Consider the following 16,226-nt stretch of genomic DNA (forward strand, 5'->3'; position numbering starts at 1 on the left):
CCTCCGGTTGGTTTTCGCGCCTTTTCCGGCGCTTTTTATCGTCAGCTTCGGGCGATTTCGGCCAGAAGGTCGTCTGTGTTCACCTGCCGACAATAACCGGCGATGGTTTTCAGCGAATTGTCGTGCCGCTCCTGACTGTAGGTCGCGCAGGCGTCGGGGACGAGCGTGACGAGGTAGTTCAGATCGCACGCATCGCGCACCGCCGATTCGACGCATTGATCGGTCAGCAGGCCGCACAGCACGATCTGGGTGATCCCCAGATTGCGCAGCACATAGTCGATATGGGTCGACACAAAGACCGACGAGGACGATTTGGGAAACACGATCTCATCGCCCTCGGGGGCGATTTCATCCACGACCTTGCCGTCATGCGATCCCTTGGGCACGTTGAAGCCGGTGATCTTGTAATCAAGGCTACGGTCGCGCCCGTCCAGCGTCAGCGACTCGATGGTGGTATACATCACCTCGATACCCGCCGCGCGAAATCCCTTTTGCAGCTTTTGCATATTGGGCAGCGCGGTGGTTTTGATCCGCTCAAAGTAGTGGCCGTATTTCCCGGCGATATCGGCGTCGGAGACCTCGCTGAATTCGCCCCCGTCGCGGGCGACCGAGAAGTTCTGGACGTCGATGAACAGAAGCCCCGACCGGGCCGGATCAAGCGGGATTTCGCGGGTTTGCGGGTGGGTCACGGGGTAATCTCCAAAGTTTCGAGGGCGGCGCCCAGAGCCTCTGCCAGACGAACCGCCCACAGCCGCTGTCCGGCGGTGTTCGAAATTAGATCGTTGCGCAGTTCGATCAGGGCATGCGGGATGCCGCGCCGTTCTCCATGGATGGGGATGGCATAATCGCTGTCGTCGTCCACCGCATAGGGGGCGTTGAGCGCAATGATATCATCCGGCGCGATCTGTGTCAGCGCGGCCTTCAGCGCCTGCGCCAGTCGCGCATCGCGGTTATATAGAAAGCCGACCGACATGGGCCGCGCCTGCCCGGCAAAGACCGGGGTATAGGAATGGATCGTGACCAGCACGCTCGGCCGCCCTGCTGCGGCGCGCGCGTCCAGCATTTCCGCAACTGTGTCATGCAGGGGGCGGTGGATCTCGTCATAGCGCTGCGCGCGCGCCGCAGCATCCAGCGCGGCATTGCCGGGCACCATCGTGCCATCGCTGATTTCGGGAATGCAATCAGGCGCGCTCAGCGGGCGGTTCGTGTCGATGACCAGACGACTGTAGCGTTGCAGCACCAGCGGCGCGTCCAGAAGGTCCGACAGGCGCCGCGCGGTGGCTGCGGCGCCGATATCCCAGGCGATATGCCTGTCCATATCGGCCCCATCCAGCCCCAGCCCGGCAAGGTTAGCGGGCACCGCCCGTCCGGCATGCTCGCACAGCAGAAATATGAGCGAGGTGCCTGACGCACGAACCACCTCGACCGGATCGGGATCGCACGGCGACAGAAGGCATGGCGCGTCGTGGCGCGGGCTATGGGACGCATGGGACATGATCAGGCAGCAGACTCCGGGATTAAGGAAAGTAAAGAAAATAGAAGCTCAAAGATCAAGTCATATTTAGGCTTTGATAAGATAATTTCATATGATCCAATGCTTTCGAATCAAACGGCGCCAGCGCGACGCCCGCCTGCGAAAGGACACTGATGACAGTTCAGGACGACGTGCGTGCGAACCTGACCCGTCTCACGGCGGGGCAGATCAAGCTGGCCAATGCCCTACTTGCCGACTACCCGTTCGCCGGGCTGCAACCGATCCAGCAACTGGCCGATGCGACGGGGGTCAGCCCGCCGTCGATCTCGCGCTTTGTCAGCAGGTTGGGCTTTGCGGGGTTTGGCGATTTCCAGAATGCCCTGATCGGGGAACTGCGCGAGGGCAGCCGGTCCCCCCGCGATCTGCATGCGCTGGCGGGCGACGGCAGGGGCGCCTGTTTCCTGCACAGCTATACCCAGCGCGCTGCCGATCTGGTGCGTCAACTGCCCCAGACCATCACGCAGCAGCAGCTGGACAGTGTCGCCGCCCTGCTGGGCGATCCGGCGCGCAACATCTATGTGCGCGGCGGGCGGATCAGCGACACACTGGCGCGGTTCCTGTCGGTGCATCTGCGCCAGATCCGGCCCGGCATTCATCATCTGGCGGACGACCCCGAACTATGGCCGGATACGGCGCTGCAGATGCGCCGCCGCGACGTGGCCGTGTTGTTCGATTTCCGCCGCTATCAGCCATCGCTGGAACGGCTGGCCGCCGCCATCAGCCAGCAGCGCCGCGCGCAGGTGGTGCTGATTACCGATAAATGGCAATCGCCCGCCGCCCGCCATTCCAGCCACGTCATCGCCCTGCCGATCGAGATTGGCACCGCCTGGGACACCGGCGCCGCCGCGCTGGCCCTGATCGAGGCGCTGGTCGTCACCGTATCCGAGCAGAACTGGCACAGCACCGAGCAACGCATCAAGGACTGGGACGCCCTGCGCGCCCGGCTTGAGGGTAAAAGCACACCAAAGAACGAGGACAGCCGATGAAACGCGAAGAATTGATACTGGCCTGCACCAGCGACATCGCCGGCAAGGTCCGGGGCAAATCCTTTCCGGCGTCGCAACTGGAAAAGCGGCTGAAGCGCGGGATTGGCTGGACGCCCACAAATGTGCAGATCACCTGTTTCGATAAAATCGCCGACACGCCCTTTGGGTCGTTCGGGGATCTGGTGCTGATCCCGGTCGAGGCCGCGGTGATGCGCCTGCCCGAGGATGGCGCACCAGATGAGGTGCTGATGCTGGGCGATATCCGGTACACGAACGGCACGCCTTGGGAGTTCTGCACCCGCGCGATCCTGCGCGATGCGCTGGCCCGGCTGGAGCGCGTGTCGGACCTGACGCTGAACGGCGCGTTCGAGCATGAATTCCAGATCCGTGATGAGGCGCCGCAGCCCGGCACCGCGTACTCGGCCGCCGGATTCCGCCAATGGCGCGCCTTTGGCGAGACGTTGGTTGCGGCGATGCGCGATAACGGCATCGCGCCCGACACGTTCCTGCGCGAATTCGGCCCCGGCCAGTTCGAGGTGACGATGGACCCGGCTCAGGGCATGGCCATCGCAGATCAGGCAGTGATCCTGCGCGAATTGATCCACGCCGTTGCAGCGCGGTTCGGCAAGGGTGCGACCTTCGTGCCGATCCGCGGCCCCGATGCGGTGGGCAACGGCGTGCATGTGCATATCAGCCTGATCGATGCGAATGGCGATCCGGCCACCCATGATGCGGACGGCAAACATGAATTGTCCCGTCATGCCGGGCAATTCGTGGCCGGTATCCTGAAATATCTGGACGCGTTCACCGCCATCACCGCGCCCAGCGTCGTGTCCTATCTGCGCCTGACGCCGCATCGCTGGAGTGCAGCGTTCAACAACCTCGGCTTTCGCGACCGCGAGGCGTCGGTACGGATCTGCCCGGTTTCGGATATTTCCGATCTGGCCCGTGCGCGCCAGTACCACTTCGAATTTCGGGCCGCCGACGCCGCCGCCAGCCCCTATCTGGTGCTGGCCGCGCTGGTCCATGCCGGCGCGCAGGGCATCGAAGAGGGTCTGAGCGTCCCCGATGCCACGCAGCAGGATCTGTCCCTGCTGTCACCCGAGGATCTGGCCGCCAGCGGGCACAAGCGCCTGCCGCAAACCCTGGAGCAGGCGCTGGAGCTTTTTGCCACCAATGAAACGGTGGCTGGCTGGTTTCCCGAGGGATTCGTCGATCTTTACGTCAAGCACAAGCAGGGCGAGGCGGCCATGGTCGCCGGACTGAACCCGGTCGAGCAATGCCGCCGCTACGAGGAGGTCTATTGAGGCGTCCCTGCCCGCCTTGCCGCGCTGCTTAATGGAGGATCGTGCCGCGGGCTGGCTGCACCCTCAGTCGCGCAGCGCGCGGGCAAGACGCCTGATGCGCAGCGCCCGGTTAAGCTCGCCTCCGAAGATCAGCAGAAGCGCCGCAAGATACATGAAATAGAGGGCGGCGATAATTCCCGCCATCCCGGCATAGTAGCTTGCGTAGGTGCCAAAACTGCCGACGTAATACGAAAAGGCAGCGGCAAGCAGCGTCCACGCGGCGGCGGTAAACACAACGCCCGGCCATGTGTTGGAAAATGTCGTCCGGCGCGCCGGCAGCACGAAATGCGCCGCAAAAAGCGCGACCACGAAGATGGTCGCCGACGCTGGAAAGCGGATCAACCTGATCGTGACCGACGCGGGATCGAAATCCGGTATGACCGTATGCAGCCACGACCCGGCGCGCGGCGCAAGAACCAGAAGGTAGCCGACCAGCACGAGGGCCAGACTGGCAAGGACGACCATTGCCGCCTCGACACTATAGCGCACGACCATGGATCGGGTTTCGCGAATTCCATAGGCACGGTTCAGCCCGACACGCACACCGTCGGCGCCACCGACCGCGAACCAGATCGTCAGCAGGATACCGACGCTGAGGACGCCCCCGCGCGGCACGGTCATCACCTGTTCGACCTCTGACACGATAGGTTCGATCAGGTGCGAAGGCACGATGGCGATCAGAAAATCGACGAGATCGTCGGCCATGGACCGGTCGCCGATAAAGGCTGTCATCGCGCTGGTAAAGATCAGGAACGGGAAAAGCGCCAGCAGGGCGCGGAAGGCGACATTACCCGCCAATCCGAATGCATCATCGCTCCACAATCTCAGGATTGCTTCGCGCAAAACCGCCCGCACAACGCGCCATCCCGTTCCGTAAAACAGGTCTTCGGGGTTTTTACTAAGGATCCCGTGAGTCATCACGACCTCGCGCCGGGTGTCGTGACCAGACTTGGCATTCATGCTTCGACCCCGCCCAAAATGTGGTGCCCGCACGCTCTGGTAGTACGCGGGCCAGCCAAGGATACCGCCGTCGCGCCGAGTGCACCACAAAGAATTCCGCAGCTGACGGACCGCATAGCCCCGATCGAACAAAGGGTTGCTATCGTGAACCGTATCAAACAACCTAAATCTGCGGCCCGATCGAACTGTACCCAATTTTGGGCACTGCTCGCGTTAAACGATCACGGATGGCCAAGCAAACGGCGCCAACGCTGGAAGGAATGACCCAAGGAAAGACCAAACAACAAAGACATTTGAAAGGTGCATATTTCCGCCCGCAGGCGCCTTGAATATCCAACAGGAGAAAAGATCCATGTCAACCGAAGCCAAAGCACCGCGCCGACCAACGCTGTTCCTGGCCCTTGTGCCGGTCGTGCTGACCCTGCTGCTGTTAGCCTTGCAGTTGTTTTATTTCAGCGATTTCACGCCGCAGATTCCGCTGGCGATCGGGCTGGCGATCACCGGCGTGCTGGGCATCTATCTGGGACATGACTGGAGCGGACTGGAAGAGGGCGTATTCAGGGTCATCACTGTCTCGTTGCCATCCGTGTCGGTGCTGATCGTCGTCGGCATGATCATCGGTGTCTGGATTGCCAGCGGTACGGTGCCGACGTTGATCTATTACGGGCTGATCATCCTGTCGCCGAAGATCTTTCTGGCCGCTGCCATGGTCATGTGTGCAATCGTCTCTTTGTCGCTTGGCACCTCTTGGGGCACGGTCGGCACCGTGGGTCTTGCGCTGATGGGGATCGGGGCCGGATTTGACGTGCCGATGTACTGGACCGCCGGTGCCGTCGTCTCAGGGGCCTTCTTTGGCGACAAGATTTCGCCGCTGTCAGACACGACCAACCTTGCCCCCGCCGTGACTGGCCAAAACCTGTTCGCCCATATCCGCAACATGATGCCGACCACCGTTCCCGCCATGCTGATCGCATTGGGGATTTATGTCTGGGCCGGTTTCAGTCTGATGGAGGGCGTCGACGGCGCCGCATTTGAGCGGATTGACGCGATTACATCCGCACTTCAGACGAATTTCACGATTTCTCCGTGGTTGCTGGTGCCCGCGCTGCTGGTTGTCGCGCTTGCCGTCCTGCAACAACCACCGATTCCGTCGCTGTTCGCCGGTGTGCTGGTCGGCGGTCTGGTTGCGATCATTGCCCAGGGGGTAACCCTGCATGAGGTGTTCCAGTTCGCGAACGGTGGCTACAAGATTGATACAGGCGTCAGCGAAATCGACAGTCTGCTGAATAGAGGTGGTATCCAGTCGATGATGTGGACGATCTCTCTCATCCTGATCGCGCTTGGCTTTGGCGGCGTTTTGGAGCGCACGGGCTGCCTGCAAACCATCATCGCCGCGATCCTGACCAAGGTGCACAGCTTTGCCGGGGTACAGACGGCGGCAATCGGCACTTCGTTTGCAACGAACCTGGTGGCGGGCGATCCCTATCTGTCGATCGCACTGCCGGGGCGCATGTATTCGCCGGTCTATCGGGGCATGGGATATTCCACGCTGAACCTGTCACGGGCGACCGAAGAAGGCGGGACGTTGATGTCACCGTTGATTCCCTGGAATGCCGGCGGCGCATTTGTAATCACGGCACTCGGGCTGGGCATATCGTCGGGAAATCTTGAAAACCTGTTGTATATTCCGTTGTCGTTTGCCTGCTGGGTCACACCGGTGATCGGAATCATCTATGCGTGGACCGGGCTTTTCTCGCCGCGCGCGGGCGAGGCCGAACGTCAGGATTGGGTCGATAGCGATCGTGAAATCACGGATATGAGCCAATATGGTTACGAACATCCGTTGACACCTGCTGACGCTCAAACGGTCCCTGCCGAGTAAATTCTGCGCTTGCCGAGTACCATCTTCCCGCCCTGTTGCACGTCAGACAGGGCGGGAAATACCTATAGTTTCCAGTGCCGGAGGGTTTCACGCGCTTTGGGCCAGTTTGGCCGAAACCAGTTACGCGCTCCATGCAACAGAGCTGTTTTATGGTTCTTTCTGAATATGGGCCTGAATATGAGCGCCGCGATCCCGGTAGGGCTATGGAACCCAAAGCCCAGATCAGGCGTTGTCTTAATACGTGGGGTGAAATCCATTTGATGGCCCCGAACATTCGCGAAGGAGACGCGATATGTGCAATCAACTCAAATTTGAAACGGACTCCTGCGAACGAACACGCACGCAGCGGCGCGAGGCGGCAGAGATCATCGGCATCGATGAAACGTATCTGCTGCGGTTGATCCATTTTTTCGTTGCGCGTCTGCGCGCCGACAAAAGCCTTGGCCGGTTCTATGCGATTGAGGACGAGGAACACAGGGCGCGGCAGGTCGCGCAGATGATCACATTCTGGATATCCAACACGCTGGAGACGGACGAATATGTCGGCGACCTGGTCGAGGTGCATCGCAAATTGCCTGATCTCCGGCACGAGGATTTCAAACGCTGGCTAGAGTTGTTTCGCGCCACGCTTGATGAAACCGCTCCGACGGTTGCTGCGGCAAACTATCTGATGATCCGGGCCGAGCGCGTGGCCGCCTATCTGGAAAACGCGATCTTCCAAGGTCACACTGACGCCGAGCGTGATTAAAACACTTTGGTCGGGAATGACCCGCATGTCCCCACAATCGTCAAAGCGTAGTTCACTGACCCAACGCCAGTTGGTGTCCGTTGCAGCCTTGACAGCGCCCGCCAAGTTGGTGGGTATCCGCCCTGATGATCAAAGGGGGCTTGGAGGTGGCGGCAACGGCCCGTAGATTGGATCTGAACGTCCTTTTCTTCCTGCGCAAGCAAGGGAATTTCCACCAGACCCCCAGCGGTCCGCTATTCGCGCCGCAAACCAGTTTGCAGATCAAGCCAACCAGAGGCGGCAGCTAAGATAATGTCAGGATTTCAGGATCGTCTGAACGTCGTGTTGGTGGCGATTGCGCTGGTCGGGCTTGTCCTTGGTCTGGGGATTTGGGCGACGGGGCATCCGCAATTGGCCGACATCGTTTGGACCGCCGGTGTCGCCCCGGTGCTGGCCGCCCTCGTCTTTGAGATTATTCGCAGCCTGTCCAAGGGCGATGTCGGGCTGGACATCGTCGCCGCGCTGTCGATGTCCGCAGCGCTGGTTTTCGGTGAAACCCTCGCGGCGGCGGTCGTCGCCCTGATGTATTCCGGCGGCACTTTCCTAGAGAGCTTTGCCGAACGCCGCGCCCGCCGCGAGATGAGCGATCTGCTATCGCGCGTGCCGCGATCCGCAACGCGCCATGACAATGGCGCGCTGGTCGAGGTGGATCTGGACGACATTGCGCCCGGCGATCTGCTGCTGATCCGGCAGGGCGATATCGCCCCGGTGGACGGCACCGTCGAAGCCGATGGCGCGGTCCTGAACCAGTCGGCCCTGACCGGCGAAGCGATGCCGGCCCGCCTGCCCCGCGGCGGCGACGTGATGAGCGGCTCGACCAACACCGGCGATGCGTTCGATCTGCGCGCCACCCACCGGGCGACCGACAGCACCTATGCCGGGATCGTCCGGCTGGTCGAGGCGGCGCAGAAATCCAAGGCGCCAATGGTGCGGCTTGCCGACCGTTATTCGCTGGTTTTCCTTGTTGTCACGGTCGCCATCGCCACCGCAGCGTGGTGGTTCAGCGGCGATCCCATTCGTGCGGTCGCCGTGCTGGTCGTGGCCACGCCCTGCCCGCTCATCCTGGCCGTGCCGGTCGCGCTGGTGGCCGGCATGTCGCGCGCCGCGCATTACGGCGTGCTGATCAAGGGCGCCGGCCCGCTAGAGGCGATGGCCCGGATCAGGACGGTAATTCTGGACAAGACCGGCACGCTGACGGACGGGCGCCCCCGGATTTTGACTGTTGAGACGCAGTCGGATTTGACCGCAAACGAGATCCTGTTTTATGCCGCCGCCCTCGATCAGGCTTCGAAACATCCCGTGGCTCAGGCCATCGTCGCCTCGGCGCAGGACCGCGAGATGGGCCTGCCCGTTCCGGTTGATCCCGTCGAGACACCCGGCGCGGGCATCACCGGGCTGGTCGACGGCCACCGGATCGCCTTAGGCGGCGCGGATTTCGTTATCGGGCAGGTCGGCTCAGGCCACTCGGACCATCCCGCCACGTCCGAGGCCGAGGTGACGGTGGCCGTTGCCGTCGATGGCCAGCTGGTCGGATATCTGGTCATGGCGGATATGCTGCGCAGCGGCACGGGCGGGTTTCTGGCCGGGCTGCGCCGGATCGGAATCGCGCGCATCCTGCTGGCCACGGGCGACCGGCAGGCAGTTGCCGATGGCGTGACCGAGGGGCTGGATCTGGACGAGGTCCACGCCCAGATGGCTCCCGATCAGAAGGTGCGCCTGGTGCTGTCCGAGCGTGAACACGGCCCGGTGATGATGGTCGGGGATGGCGTCAACGACGCGCCGGCGCTGGCCGCCGCTAATGTAGGGGTGGCGATGGGCGCGCGCGGAACGGCGGCCTCTGCCGAGGCGGCGGATGTCGTGCTGCTGGTCGACCGGCTGGATCGCCTGCTGCCGGGGCTTGAGGTGGCGCGCGGCGCGCGGCGGATCGCACTGGAGAGCGTCATCGCGGGTATCGGGCTGTCCATCATCGGCATGATCGCCGCCGCCCTGGGGTATCTCAGCCCGGTTGAGGGCGCGATCCTGCAAGAAGTGATCGACGTCGCGGTGATCCTGAACGCGCTGCGGGCGCTGCGGATCATGCCAAAGTGCGCCCCCTGAAAAACGCCCCGCGCCGGTCTCGCTGAGCCACGCCTGAGCGTTGCCGGTGCCCCCGCCCCCTCCGGTCGCGGACTGCCGAACAGTCGCATCTGAATGCCAGTAGGCTGCGCCCTTCGCCCACCAATGAAAAGCCGCGCTTGCCCAGGGCATAGTTAGCAAATAATAACCAACAGGCTATGCCCCGCGACATCCGCGTCTATCAGGAAACGCGCGCAACGCTTCTATGATACGTTGCTTTTCGGGTTCGCGCTGACACTGAAATAATCCCAAACGCTTTAGTCGGGCACCTTTTTGACGAACTGGGATTTCAGACTCATCTGGCCGAATGCGGGAATTTTGCAGTCGATGTCGTGATCGCCATCAACCAACCGGATACCACGCACCTTGGTCCCGACCTTGACCACGGATGACGATCCCTTGACCTTGAGATCCTTGATCACCGTCACCGTGTCGCCGTCTTTCAGAACATTGCCGACACTGTCGCGCACCTCGGCAGCGGCCTCGGGTGGCGCCTGCGGCGACCATTCATGGCCACATTCGGGACAAATGAGCAAAGCGTCCACCTGATAGGTATAAACAGACGCACATTCGGGGCATGGAGGCAGGGCTTGGGTCATGCGCCGCGTATAGACCGATAGCCCGGCAGTGGCCAGAAGGAGATCGGCGCACCGTGCGCATTCCAGCGCCAGTCGGGCCCCAAAGGACAGCGTGCCAGATTTTAGCTATTGGCGAATGCCGCGATTGCACCCATATAGCACCCGTGCCCTCCCGACATTTCATCACGTTCTGGCATCATCTTCGATATGCCCCACTGCTGTCCGCGCTCACCTTTTCAAAGCGCCGCGGATTCGACGCACGGGTGCGTGCGTTCGGAAATTTCATCGGCTTTGCCGCGCGCTGGTTTCCCGCCGCCCGGCGCCGGCTGGACCGTGAATTGATCCGCGTCGTGCCCGACATGCCGCGCCCGGAGCGTATGAGGCTCTGCCAGAGCATCGGCAGAAACATGGGCAAGACACTGTTCGAAATCTACCATTGCGACGAATTTCAAAGGCTTCAGAACAGGATTACCATCTCCGGCCCCGGCCTTGGGGCGCTAGAGGCTGCGCGCAGCCAGGGTAAGGGCGCTATCATCGTCTCCGGCCATTTCGGCCAGTGGGAGGCCATCCGCGCCGTGCTGAAAGCTCGCGGAATGGAAACCGGCGCCGTCTATCGCCCGCAGACGAACCGCCACTACCAGCGCCGCCTGCTGGCCGGCATCGAGGCGGGCGGCAGGCCGATCGTGGCCACCGGAAAAATCGGAACCAAGGCACTGGTCAGCCATCTGCGCAGGGGCGGCTTTATCGCGATCCTGCTGGATGAAAAGGTCGTCGACGGCGTGCGCATGTCCTTCCTGGGTCACGATGCGCTTACCTCGCTCGCGGCTGCACGTCTGGCCCTGAAATACGACATTCCCATGGTCCCCGCGTATGGCACGCGGATCGGCGCAGGCAGCACTTTCGCGGTAGAGTTCGAGGCGCCCATCCCCCCGAGCGATGCCCTGACAATGACCCAAGCCTTCAACGACAGCCTATCGGCGCGGATCCTGGACACGCCCGATCAATGGTATTGGATGTTGCGCCGCTGGCAGGGCCTGTAGTGGGTGATAAGGCCATTGGCCATGACGCTCTGCGGATCGGCCTTCACTGGCGGTCGTTGCATATCGCTTTCATGTCATGTCCTTCAGCGCGCCCAGCTGCGCGCCTTCCAGCAGCATGACCGTGTCGGCCTCCTGCGGCTGGAACCCCAGCCGGTCATAGACGGCGCGCGCGCTGGGGTTATCCTCGTAGACCGTGAGTTTCAGGAAACGCGGCGCGCCCCAGAGCGTCTGGTTCAGCGCGCCAGACAGAAGGCGCCGCCCCATGCCGGTGCCGCGCGCGGCCTCGGCCACCCACAGATCGCTGACATATAGGCCCGCGCCGCCATAGATGGTTGAAAAGACCGGCATCGCCAGCAGCGCGCCGGTGCCATCCTCGGCAACCATACCCAGCGCGAAGGGGTGCGGGCCAAACAGCGCGGCACCCAGCGCATCCGCATCGGCGCGGTGCGAGTCGCCCAGATGGTCCGACAGGTGGCGCAGCCCGGCGTGGAATGCAGGCAGGGTTTCGGGCGTGACGATCTGGATTGCGACGCTCATCAGATCGCCGTCGCGTCGCCGCCCTTGAGGTGCAGCATCGCGCGCGCCTCCTCGGCAGTGGCCACATTGCGCCCCAGATCCTCAACGATGCGGCGGATTTTGCGCACCTGCTCGGCATTGGTTTTGGCCAGCTGCCCGCGCGAGATCATCAGGGAATCCTCCAGCCCCACGCGCACATGACCGCCAAGGATGGCCGACATGGTAATCAGCGGAATCTGGTGGCGGCCCGCCGCCAGCACGGAGAACGTATAATCCTCGCCAAACAACTTGTCGGCAATCAGCTTCATATGCGTCAGGTTTTCGGGGTCCGGCCCGATGCCACCCAGTACGCCAAAGACGAACTGGATAAACAGCGGCGCCTTGACCAGCCCGCGATCCACGAAGTGTCTGAGCATATAAAGGTGACTGACATCGTAGCATTCAAACTCGAACCGCGCGCCGCGCTTGTCGCCCATCTCGGTCATAACATGCGCCATGTCGCGCGGCGTGTTCCTGAAAATCAGATCATCGGAATTTTCCAGAAACGGCCTTTCCCAGTCGTATTTCCATTCGGTAATCCGCTCGGCCGCCGGATAGAGCGCAAAGTTCATGCTGCCCATGTTAAGCGAACACATTTCCGGCTCGGCCTGCATCGGCGCCGCCAGCCGCTGCTCCAGCGTCATGGTGGCGCTGCCGCCGGTGGTCAGGTTCAGCACCGCGTCGCAATTTTGTTTGATACGCGGCAGGAACGCGTTGAAATGTTCGGGGCTGGCCGAGGGCCTGCCATCCTTGGGGTCGCGCGCATGCAGGTGCAGGATCGCCGCGCCCGCCTCGGCGGCGGCGATGGACTGCTCGGTGATCTGATCGGCGGTGATCGGCAGGTAGGGCGACATCGACGGCGTGTGGATCGATCCGGTGATCGCGCAGGTGATGATGATTTTCGACATGGGCTACTCCGCCGCCAATTTCGGTATTTCGACCATGAACTGCGCCAGCGATCGGTCCAGCATATCCGTCATCTCATCCAGTTGGGCCTCGGTCACGATCATCGGCGGGCAGACGAGGAAATGATCGCCGGACGTGCCGCCCCGCGTGCGGCGCGAATAGATGATCAGGCCGTTGTCATAGGCGATATCGACCAGACGTGCATGGGCGTTCAGGTCCTTGGGCAGCGGCGCTTTGGTGGCGCGGTCCACCATCAGCTCGAACGCGGTCAGCAGGCCCTTGCCGCGTACATCACCGATCAGCGGATAGCGTTGCATCAGGTCGCGCAGCCGGTCGGCCAGCGCGTCGCCCATCTTCGCCGCATTGGCGACCATATCCTGGCGGGCAATCTCGTCCAGAACGGCGCTCCCTGCCGCGCAGGCCAGCGGATTGCCGGCATAGGTGAACCCGTGGATGAAGCCGCCCGTGTCCATCACGGCGTCAACCATATCGTCACGCGCGATCATCGCGCCGAGGGGGGCGTAACCGGCGCCGAACCCCTTGGACAGGCAGATGAGGTCGGGCGCGGTATCCCAATGCTCGGCGCCAAAGAACGCGCCAGTGCGCCCGCCGCCGGTCATCACCTCGTCATGGATCAGCAGCACGCCATATTCGGTGCAAATCTCGCGGATGCGCTGCATGTACCCCGCAGGCGGCACCAGCGCGCCGGTTGAGGCGCCCCCGACCGGCTCAACGATGAAGGCCATTACCGTTTCCGGCCCCTCTTCGAGGATTTTCTGCTCCAGCATGTTGGCATAGTGCAGACCGGTTGCCGGATCGTTCGGATCCAGCCCATCAAGGTATGCGCGCGGTGCGGGAATTTTCGGCATCCGCTGCATCATCGGATCGAACGGCGCGGTCATCGTGGACATGCCGGTGATCGCCAGCGCGCCCAACGTGCAGCCGTGATAGCTGGGAAAGCGGGAGATGACCTTGAACCGCTGCGCCTGCCCTTGGCTCAGCACGTATTGCCGGGCCAATTTCAGCGTGCTTTCCACGGCCTCGGACCCGCCGGATACAAAGAACACCTTGTTCAGTCCCTCAGGCGTCAGCGCCACTATCTTCTGCGCCAGTTCCTCGGACGCTTCGGTTTGGAAATGCAGGCGATAGCCAAAGGTGGATTTGTCCATCTGCGCGCGCATCGCGTCCAGCACGGCGGGGTTGGAATGGCCGATATTGGACACCATCGCGCCGGATGAGCCGTCGATATAGCGTTTGCCGTGGACGTCATACATATAGATGCCGTCGGCCCGGTCCAGAACGGGACGGGGCGATTTGGTCTGGTAGAACAGGTTGGACATTTGGCGCCCTTAGCGGCTGAGATGTTTGCGCAGGAAGTTTTTCGTGCGCTCTTCCTTGGGGGTCTGGAAAATCACGTCCGGCGGGCCTTCCTCGACCACGACGCCCTGATCCATGAACAGCACGCGATCACAAACGCTGGCCGCGAAATCCATCTCGTGGGTGACGATGATCATGGTCATGTGCTGCTCGGCCAGCTTTTTCATCACGAGGTTGACCTCCTCGACCAGCTCGGGGTCCAGCGCCGATGTCGCCTCGTCGAACAGCATGACCTTGGGCTTCATCGCCAGCGCGCGGGCAATCGCGACGCGCTGCTTCTGGCCGCCCGACAGGCGCGAGGGGAACACGTCGATCTTTTCCGACAGGCCGACATTCGCCAGCTGTTCCTCGGCCAGTTTGTTGGCGTCGGCGCTGGACATGCCTTTCAGCATCCTGGGCGCCAGCGTGATGTTGTCACGCACATTCAGATGCGGGAACAGATTGAAGTGCTGGAACACCATGCCGATGTCCTGACGCACTTGGTTAACGTGCTTTTCATACTGACGGTGCGGCAGGGTCTTGTTGATCTGCACGCCCTCCAGCCAAACCTCGCCCGAGGTGAGGGGGTCCAGCTCGTTGATGGCGCGCAGCAACGTCGATTTGCCTGAACCGGACGGCCCGATGATCGCGACGATCTGGCCACGTTTGACGGTGAGGTTGATGTCTTTCAGCACCTCCAGCGCGCCAAAGCTTTTGGCCGCGTGGCGGATGTCGACAAAGGGGGTATCGCTCATGTGGGGGGCTCCTCAGCGCTGGGCCGCGATGCGGCGCTCAAGGCGGCGCAAAACAGCCTCAAGGCACAGGTTGATGACGTAATAGCAGGCGGCGGCAGCGATATAGAATTCGAACGGACGGTATGTGCGGCTGATCGCCTGCTGCGACGAAAGGGTCAGCTCGGCCACGCCGATCACCGACACCAGCGCCGAATCCTTGAGCAGCGCGATCATGTTGTTGCCCATCGGCGGAACGACGGCCTGCACCGCCTGCGGGATCACGATCCGGCGCAGCGTCTGGCCGCTGGACAGGCCCAGGGTGCGCGCGCCCTCATACTGACCCTTGTCGACCGACAGGATAGACGCCTGAATTAGTTCCGAATTATAAACCGCGAAATGCAGGCCCAGACCTATCACGCCGGCGACAAAGGCAGGCAGGTCGATGCCGATCTGGATGAGGCCGAAATAGATCAGGAACAGTTGCAGCAGCAGCGGCGTGCCCATGAAGAGCCACGCAAACAGGCGGAACGGCAGGCGGATGGCCCAATGGCCGTATAGCGCGATGACGGCGAACACGATGCCACCGAAAAAGCTGAGCACTCCGGCGCCGATGGTGATGGCGACGGTCCATGCCATACCCAGCAAAAGGACGCCGAAATAATCGGGGACGACGGTGAAATCAAGACCCATGGCGGCCTCCTGTCAGTGTGACGCGCGCGCTCATACGATCTGCGCCCGGCGGTCCAGCCATTTGATGCCCTGACCGACTGCGTAGATGATGATCATGTAGAGAATGCCGGCGATCAGGAACATTTCGAACGGCTTGTAGGTGGATCCGATAAACCGTTGCGCGGTATAGGTCAGCTCGATCACCGAAATCGGCGCGACCAGCGCGGTGCCCTTGATCAACGCGTTGATGTTGACGCCCAGCGGGCGGATCATCATGCGGGCGGCCTGCGGCAGGATCACCTTGCGCATGGTCTGCCATTTGCTCATGCCCAGGGTGCGCGCCGCCTCGGTCTGGCCGCGATCCACGGACACGATGGCGCCGCGGATCGTTTCGGTCATGTAGGCGCCGATATTGACGCCCAGCGCGATGGTGCCAGCCGCGAAGGCATCCAGCTGGATGCCGATCTGCGGGCCGCCGAAATAGAGCAGGAAGATCTGGATCAGCGCGGGCGTGCCACGAAACAGGCTGACATAGGCCGCCGCGATCCAGCGCAGCGGCGCCAGCCGCGACAGGCGCATCGACGCGCCCAGCGTGCCGCAGGCCAGCCCCAGAAGGCAGGTCAGAACCGACAGCTGCACTGTGACGACAGCGGCCTCGATGAAGAACGGGTAGACCCGCAGGATCAGGTCGAAGTCCAAGGGCAATCTCCGATGATGGTGACGCCGGCTGGCGCGCGGTCAACAAAGGCGCCGGGGCGCCACAGATGCAGCCCGGAGC

The 16,226-nt window shown here is 62.3% G+C and carries 16 protein-coding genes; 6 read left to right on the forward strand and 10 right to left on the reverse strand.

Going from position 1 to position 16,226, the window contains the following annotated elements:
- Positions 1-41 precede the first annotated feature (41 nt).
- The gene (locus FGD77_RS18450) at positions 42-689 is read right to left on the reverse strand and encodes an isochorismatase family cysteine hydrolase (protein WP_255012243.1); all 648 of its coding nucleotides are present in this window, start codon (positions 687-689) and stop codon (positions 42-44) included.
- Positions 686-1,495: an N-formylglutamate amidohydrolase gene (locus FGD77_RS18455; protein WP_255012254.1), complete on the reverse strand. Its 810-nt coding sequence runs from the start codon at positions 1,493-1,495 to the stop codon at positions 686-688. Before FGD77_RS18455 ends, FGD77_RS18450 begins: the two co-directional genes overlap by 4 nt.
- 152 nt (positions 1,496-1,647) lie before the next feature.
- Between FGD77_RS18455 and FGD77_RS18460 the strand changes: the two genes are divergently transcribed.
- On the forward strand, positions 1,648-2,520 hold the full coding sequence (locus FGD77_RS18460; RefSeq protein WP_255012255.1) for a MurR/RpiR family transcriptional regulator: 873 nt from the start codon (positions 1,648-1,650) through the stop codon (positions 2,518-2,520).
- The gene (locus FGD77_RS18465) at positions 2,517-3,827 is read left to right on the forward strand and encodes a glutamine synthetase family protein (protein WP_255012257.1); all 1,311 of its coding nucleotides are present in this window, start codon (positions 2,517-2,519) and stop codon (positions 3,825-3,827) included. Before FGD77_RS18460 ends, FGD77_RS18465 begins: the two co-directional genes overlap by 4 nt.
- A 63-nt stretch (positions 3,828-3,890) precedes the next feature.
- Here FGD77_RS18465 and FGD77_RS18470 read toward each other — a convergent pair whose 3' ends face one another.
- The gene (locus tag FGD77_RS18470; protein WP_255012258.1) at positions 3,891-4,826 is read right to left on the reverse strand and encodes a YihY/virulence factor BrkB family protein; all 936 of its coding nucleotides are present in this window, start codon (positions 4,824-4,826) and stop codon (positions 3,891-3,893) included.
- A gap of 352 nt (positions 4,827-5,178) precedes the next feature.
- On the opposite strand from FGD77_RS18470, the gene nhaC reads away from it, so the two are divergent.
- From nhaC to FGD77_RS18485, 3 genes are all read left to right on the forward strand, one after another.
- Positions 5,179-6,708: a Na+/H+ antiporter NhaC gene (nhaC, locus tag FGD77_RS18475; RefSeq protein ID WP_255012265.1), complete on the forward strand. Its 1,530-nt coding sequence runs from the start codon at positions 5,179-5,181 to the stop codon at positions 6,706-6,708.
- Between the two features lie 292 nt (positions 6,709-7,000).
- Positions 7,001-7,456, forward strand: a complete 456-nt coding sequence (locus FGD77_RS18480; RefSeq protein ID WP_255012266.1) for a group III truncated hemoglobin — start codon at positions 7,001-7,003, stop codon at positions 7,454-7,456.
- Between the two features lie 291 nt (positions 7,457-7,747).
- Positions 7,748-9,592: a heavy metal translocating P-type ATPase gene (locus tag FGD77_RS18485; RefSeq protein ID WP_255012267.1), complete on the forward strand. Its 1,845-nt coding sequence runs from the start codon at positions 7,748-7,750 to the stop codon at positions 9,590-9,592.
- A 275-nt stretch (positions 9,593-9,867) separates the two neighbouring features.
- Here FGD77_RS18485 and FGD77_RS18490 read toward each other — a convergent pair whose 3' ends face one another.
- The gene (locus tag FGD77_RS18490) at positions 9,868-10,209 is read right to left on the reverse strand and encodes a zinc ribbon domain-containing protein YjdM (protein WP_255012272.1); all 342 of its coding nucleotides are present in this window, start codon (positions 10,207-10,209) and stop codon (positions 9,868-9,870) included.
- A gap of 242 nt (positions 10,210-10,451) precedes the next feature.
- Between FGD77_RS18490 and FGD77_RS18495 the strand changes: the two genes are divergently transcribed.
- A complete protein-coding gene (locus FGD77_RS18495; RefSeq protein WP_255012273.1) occupies positions 10,452-11,228 on the forward strand; it encodes a lysophospholipid acyltransferase family protein in 777 nt (258 codons plus the stop codon).
- A 69-nt stretch (positions 11,229-11,297) separates the two neighbouring features.
- Here FGD77_RS18495 and FGD77_RS18500 read toward each other — a convergent pair whose 3' ends face one another.
- The 6 genes from FGD77_RS18500 to FGD77_RS18525 are packed head-to-tail and all read right to left on the reverse strand — an operon-like array spanning position 11,298 to position 16,147.
- A complete protein-coding gene (locus tag FGD77_RS18500; RefSeq protein WP_255012275.1) occupies positions 11,298-11,765 on the reverse strand; it encodes an N-acetyltransferase in 468 nt (155 codons plus the stop codon).
- The gene (locus FGD77_RS18505) at positions 11,765-12,691 is read right to left on the reverse strand and encodes a 3-keto-5-aminohexanoate cleavage protein (RefSeq protein WP_255012278.1); all 927 of its coding nucleotides are present in this window, start codon (positions 12,689-12,691) and stop codon (positions 11,765-11,767) included. The genes FGD77_RS18500 and FGD77_RS18505 overlap by 1 nt, the downstream gene beginning before the upstream one ends.
- Positions 12,692-12,694: 3 nt before the next feature.
- Positions 12,695-14,029, reverse strand: coding sequence for an aspartate aminotransferase family protein (locus tag FGD77_RS18510; protein ID WP_255012281.1), 1,335 nt, complete (start codon positions 14,027-14,029; stop codon positions 12,695-12,697).
- Between the two features lie 9 nt (positions 14,030-14,038).
- On the reverse strand, positions 14,039-14,800 hold the full coding sequence (locus FGD77_RS18515; RefSeq protein WP_255012282.1) for an amino acid ABC transporter ATP-binding protein: 762 nt from the start codon (positions 14,798-14,800) through the stop codon (positions 14,039-14,041).
- Positions 14,801-14,812: 12 nt separating this feature from the next.
- A complete protein-coding gene (locus tag FGD77_RS18520) occupies positions 14,813-15,469 on the reverse strand; it encodes an amino acid ABC transporter permease (protein ID WP_255012283.1) in 657 nt (218 codons plus the stop codon).
- A gap of 30 nt (positions 15,470-15,499) precedes the next feature.
- Complete coding sequence (locus FGD77_RS18525) at positions 15,500-16,147, reverse strand: amino acid ABC transporter permease (protein ID WP_255012284.1); 648 nt, start codon at positions 16,145-16,147, stop codon at positions 15,500-15,502.
- Positions 16,148-16,226: the final 79 nt, after the last annotated feature.

The sequence above is a fragment of the Roseovarius sp. M141 genome, from assembly GCF_024355225.1.
In the GTDB taxonomy this organism is placed as follows: Bacteria; Pseudomonadota; Alphaproteobacteria; order Rhodobacterales; family Rhodobacteraceae; genus Roseovarius.

Coding starts and splice junctions, on each gene's coding strand:
- nhaC (WP_255012265.1), top strand. CDS start 5,179: ATGTCAACCGAAGCCAAAGCACCGCGCCGACCAACGCTGTTCCTGGCC.
- FGD77_RS18460 (WP_255012255.1), top strand. CDS start 1,648: ATGACAGTTCAGGACGACGTGCGTGCGAACCTGACCCGTCTCACGGCG.
- FGD77_RS18465 (WP_255012257.1), top strand. CDS start 2,517: ATGAAACGCGAAGAATTGATACTGGCCTGCACCAGCGACATCGCCGGC.
- FGD77_RS18470 (WP_255012258.1), bottom strand. CDS start 4,826: ATGAATGCCAAGTCTGGTCACGACACCCGGCGCGAGGTCGTGATGACT.
- FGD77_RS18500 (WP_255012275.1), bottom strand. CDS start 11,765: ATGAGCGTCGCAATCCAGATCGTCACGCCCGAAACCCTGCCTGCATTC.
- FGD77_RS18485 (WP_255012267.1), top strand. CDS start 7,748: ATGTCAGGATTTCAGGATCGTCTGAACGTCGTGTTGGTGGCGATTGCG.
- FGD77_RS18520 (WP_255012283.1), bottom strand. CDS start 15,469: ATGGGTCTTGATTTCACCGTCGTCCCCGATTATTTCGGCGTCCTTTTG.
- FGD77_RS18510 (WP_255012281.1), bottom strand. CDS start 14,029: ATGTCCAACCTGTTCTACCAGACCAAATCGCCCCGTCCCGTTCTGGAC.
- FGD77_RS18515 (WP_255012282.1), bottom strand. CDS start 14,800: ATGAGCGATACCCCCTTTGTCGACATCCGCCACGCGGCCAAAAGCTTT.
- FGD77_RS18505 (WP_255012278.1), bottom strand. CDS start 12,691: ATGTCGAAAATCATCATCACCTGCGCGATCACCGGATCGATCCACACG.
- FGD77_RS18455 (WP_255012254.1), bottom strand. CDS start 1,495: ATGTCCCATGCGTCCCATAGCCCGCGCCACGACGCGCCATGCCTTCTG.
- FGD77_RS18490 (WP_255012272.1), bottom strand. CDS start 10,209: ATGACCCAAGCCCTGCCTCCATGCCCCGAATGTGCGTCTGTTTATACC.
- FGD77_RS18480 (WP_255012266.1), top strand. CDS start 7,001: ATGTGCAATCAACTCAAATTTGAAACGGACTCCTGCGAACGAACACGC.